4 protein-coding genes are annotated in these 4,570 nt (G+C 54.6%); 2 read left to right on the forward strand and 2 right to left on the reverse strand.

From position 1 onward, the window contains the following. Positions 1–304 (reverse strand): FAD-dependent oxidoreductase (locus ACTH3D_RS10845; protein ID WP_441667127.1); only part of this gene is annotated, 304 nt, incomplete at its 3' end. Positions 305–571: 267 nt separating this feature from the next. Between ACTH3D_RS10845 and ACTH3D_RS10850 the strand changes: the two genes are divergently transcribed. Both ACTH3D_RS10850 and ACTH3D_RS10855 read left to right on the forward strand, forming a co-directional pair. Then, positions 572–1,948 carry a glutamine synthetase family protein gene (locus ACTH3D_RS10850; RefSeq protein ID WP_441667128.1) on the forward strand — a complete coding sequence of 459 codons (1,377 nt, stop codon included), beginning with the start codon at positions 572–574 and terminating at the stop codon, positions 1,946–1,948. 142 nt (positions 1,949–2,090) lie between these two features. Continuing rightward, positions 2,091–3,575 (forward strand): Na+/H+ antiporter NhaC family protein, encoded by a 1,485-nt coding sequence (locus tag ACTH3D_RS10855; RefSeq protein WP_441667129.1) that lies wholly within the window; start codon positions 2,091–2,093, stop codon positions 3,573–3,575. A gap of 201 nt (positions 3,576–3,776) precedes the next feature. Here ACTH3D_RS10855 and ACTH3D_RS10860 read toward each other — a convergent pair whose 3' ends face one another. Next, positions 3,777–4,331: a cupin domain-containing protein gene (locus tag ACTH3D_RS10860; protein WP_441667130.1), complete on the reverse strand. Its 555-nt coding sequence runs from the start codon at positions 4,329–4,331 to the stop codon at positions 3,777–3,779. Positions 4,332–4,570 lie beyond the last annotated feature (239 nt).

The following is a 4,570-nucleotide window of genomic DNA, read 5'->3' on the forward strand; positions in this document are numbered from 1 at the left end:
TATCCTGTCCATAGCGTTTCTTGATCGTCTGCAGGCTGGCATTCAACCCGTTGACAATCTGCCCACCGTTGCGCCCCGAGGCACCCCAGCCGACCCGTGCACCCTCAATGATGGCTACCTTGTAGCCTTTTTCTGCAAGGTGCAGACCGGTCGAGAGTCCGCTGTAACCGGCACCAACGACACACACATCGATCTGGTGATCACCGATCAGTTCCGGCCGCTGCGACGCGGGGTTGGCGGAGGCAGCGTAATAGCTTGTGGTATGGCTGCCATCGCCGGCATAGGGGTGCTTTTGCAAAGTCATCACGTGACCTCTAGTTGGTTGTGTAAGGGACCAGGTAAGCATTTCTTTAGAAATAGCGCACTGTTGTCATTTTATCAACACAAGAGACAAAGAGAAACCAGCCAGATTATCAGCACTAAGACATTGTTAATAAACAAAAAACCAGAGAAAAACAAATATTTCATCGACTAAAGACTGACAAGATATGACATTATAAATTTGACAAAAGTAAGTAATGACCTAAAAAATGGCACCATCAACCAACGATCACAGCGTACAGGTGCCAACATGCCCTCACTCAATGCCAGCGAAGTAAACGACTTTCTGCAGCTGTATCCTGATGTTTCCAGTATTGATCTGCTAATCAGCGACCTTAACGGCGTAGTACGCGGCAAACGCATCCCGAGAGGAAACCTTGCGAAAGCTTGGCTCGAGGGAATCAATCTGCCGGCATCGGTATTCGCCCTCGACACCCTTGGTAACACTGTCGAAGAAACCGGTCTGGGCCTCGACAGCGGCGATGGTGATCGGGTCTGCCGGGCTATTCCCGGGTCCCTGATGCCCACGCCCTGGCTACGTAACGGCGAGCACGCTCAGCTACTGATGAGCATGGAAGACAGCGACGGTAGCCCCTTCTTTGCCGACCCGCGTCAGGTGCTTGCGCGCATGCTCAAGCGCATGAGCATGCGTGGCCTGACACCAGTGGTGGCATTGGAGCTGGAGTTTTACCTGGTCGATCGCCAACGCAACGAAAAGGGCATAATTCAGCCGCCCTGCTCACCGTCCAGCGGTGAACGAGCTACCCAGAGCCAGCTGTTTTCGATCAACGAGCTGGATGAGTACGCCGACTTTCTGGAGGACATCCAGCAAGCAGCACAGACCCAGAACCTGCCGCTGGATACCACACTCAAGGAGTGTGCACCCGGTCAGTTTGAGATCAACCTAATTCACTGTGATGATGTCCTGGCGGCCTGCGACAGCGCCGTACTTCTCAAGCGTCTTATCAAGGGTGTGGCACTCACGCATGGCTTCGAAGCCACCTTCATGGCCAAACCCTATGGCAATGAAGCAGGCAACGGTACCCATGTACACATCAGCCTGGTTGACGACAGCGGCAACAATGTATTGGCCTCCGATGATGGCGATGTGCTGGGTACTGAAACCCTGAAGCAAGCGGTCGCCGGACTGCTCGATTTGATGCCCGCCTCCATGGCACTGTTTGCCCCGAACCTGAACTCCTATCGCCGCTTCCAGCCGGGGCTCTATGTGCCGATGAGTCCCAACTGGGGCTTCGACAACCGCTCAGTGGCAATTCGCATTCCCTCCGGCCCTAACGCGGCGCGCCGTATTGAACACCGCGTTGCCGGCGCCGACGTCAATCCCTACCTGCTGCTTGCCACCCTACTAGCCTCAATCGACCACGGCCTGAGCCAGGAGCTGACGCCCGATGCGCCAATCACCGGCAATGCCTACGACCAGCATGAGCCGAGCCTGGCCAATAGCTGGACTCAAGCGCTGAACCTACTCGAAGAAAGCCAACCGCTAACCGAGGCGCTAGGCGAGGACTTCCTGCACGTTTTCATTGCTAACCGCCGGGCCGAACGTGACCTGGCCATGCAGGAAGTCAGCCAACTCGAGTATGACTGGTACCTCCGCCACGTCTGAGTCATCGATTTTTTCAATATACACAAGTCGCTCATCTACTATTTTCAGAACCAAAGGACAACAGGATGATAATCACAACAGCCCCTGCCTCATCCTTCGCAACCGGCTCTCGTCTTCGGCCTGCATCTGCTGGAGGTCAACCATGAGCCATACGACCCACGCCTTTGCCCCCTCTTACCCTGACCAGCGAGGCAAGGGCAAAACGCTATTGCTGGTGAGCGGCATACTGGCCGTGGTGGTCAGCCTGACTCTCACCCATGAGGCCTCCACTGAGTTTGGCTGGATCAGCATAATACCTTCGTTAATCGTACTGGTGGTGGCCATCGCTACCCATCGCACCCTGGAAGCACTGGCCATCGGCGCGCTTTCCGGGCTAATCATGCTGCAGCCAGATGACTTCATCGGCGAGCTCGCCGATATTTCGCTGACGGTAATGATGGATGAAACCATCGCCTGGCTGATTCTGGTGTGCGGCCTGATGGGTGGTTTCATCGGTATGCTGGAAAAATCCGGCTGCACCCTGAGCTTCAGTCACTTTGTCACCCGCATGGTCAAGACGCGCCGTCAAGCGATGCTCAGCACCGCGGGTCTTGGGGTCATGATCTTTATCGACGACTACCTCAATGCTCTAGCCACACCCGCAGCCATGAAACGCCTCACTGATCGCTTCGGAGTGTCCCGTGAAAAACTCGCCTACATTGTAGACTCCACAGCCGCCCCCATCTGCATCCTGGTCCCGATTTCGACCTGGGCGGTCTATTTCTCCGAGCTGCTTCAGACTAACGGCGCTACCGAAGGCGCAGGCATGTCGCTGTATATCCAGTCGATTCCCTTTATGCTCTATGGCTGGGTGGCCATCGGACTCGTGCTGTTGATGGCCAGCGGTATTATGCCGGACTTTGGACCGATGAAGGCTGCCGAGGCCCGCGCCAAAGCCGGCCAACCCATTCCCGATAACGCGCCCGATGTGGAGCTGGTTGCCGATGACGCCCCCCGGACTCGCCCATGGGTCGGGGTCCTCAACTTCCTAGTACCGATGGCAGTGCTAATCGGTGCCAGCGCCTGGTACGAGATAGACCTACTCAAGGGCGTGATTGTAGCGACCCTGTTTACCATCCTGCTCTACCTGATCCAGCGTCTAGCCACCTTCAGCACTCTGATGGACGCCATCATGGACGGCTTCCGTACCATGATGCTCCCACTGGCTATCGTTGCAGTGGGCTTTGTGCTACGCGAAATCAATGATCAGCTAGGCATGACCACCTTCTTGATTGACTCCCTGACCCCCTATATGACGGTCGCCTTGCTACCAGCCATCGTCTTCCTGTCCATGGCTGTCGTCGTTTTCGGTACTGGCTCTTCCTGGGGCGTGTTCGTGATTTCGATTCCTATCGTGATCCCAATTGCACAGCATATGGATGCATCCATGCCCTTGATTATCGGAGCATTACTTTCCGCTTCGAGCTTCGGTAGCCACGCCTGCTTTTTCTCCGACTCCTCAGTCCTCTCAGCCCAAGGGAGTGGGTGCCAACCGATACAACATGCTCTTACCCAGTTCCCTTATGTACTGCTGGGAGCTGGTATCACCACCTTGGGCTTTCTGGCGCTGGGTTTCACGATGGCCTGATCTTTCAAAAACCCGAGGCGTTGCACCTCAGCCATTGACTATCTCGTCCAACCTGCTGAGAGCACATATTGCGCAAGCCGGTGGTAAACGCATCAAGGAATCTGTAATAGCATATTGAACAGGCGAGACAACACTGCCCCTGCTACTTTACGGGGCAGTCCAGTGTGCTTCAATTATTTTATATATCCAGATACTCCGACTTTAGAAAGCCCGCGCCGGAGTAGTGCAGCTGACCACACGGCAGGTTGTGTCGCCGATATTGCGGAAACGATGCGGCACGTTAGTGTTGTAATAATAGGCCTCACCGGCGGCCAGCACCCGGGTTTCAGCACCAATGGTAATTTCAATCTCCCCTTCCAGCACGAATCCGGCTTCCTCACCTTGGTGAACGATCATCTCACGTCCGGTATCAGTACCTGCAGGGTACGTTTCGATCATGAAGCTGAGTGCGCGATCGCGGCGCTCGGCACCCACCAGCTTGAAGATGACATCCCCCGAACCCATGTCGACAAGCTCTTCAGGCGAGTAAAAAGTCTGTTGGCCATTGCTATCAAACTCAAGGGTAAAGAAATCACCCACGCTAATGGGAATAGCATCAAGAATTTTCTTTAATGAGCTCACTGATGGACTAACTTTCCCTTGCTCAATCAGCGATAAGCTCGAGTGAGTAACTCCGCACCTCTTGGCCAACTCGCGTTGGGAAATCCCTTTTAACGTTCTCAGTGCTCGCAAACGCACCCCTACATCATTTGACATCCAACTCTCCGTTCTTTTGCTGGCCTGACTTCAGAACAGCGAACCACTTTCCCTATCAGCGGAGTGCTGCCCTACCGCAGACTGACGGTGTGGCTTAGTAATTTATTTTACCGGTACCATAATGGAGGTAGTTTATCATGCCAGGGGCCTTAGCGGACTGCCTTAGAACACTCTGCCATCGCTTCTCAGGTAAGTGGCTATTCAAAATTTATCGTGCGCTCAGACCCGTAGCCGTCGAG

The organism is Halomonas sp. (assembly GCF_052095765.1).
Lineage (GTDB): Bacteria > Pseudomonadota > Gammaproteobacteria > Pseudomonadales > Halomonadaceae > Halomonas.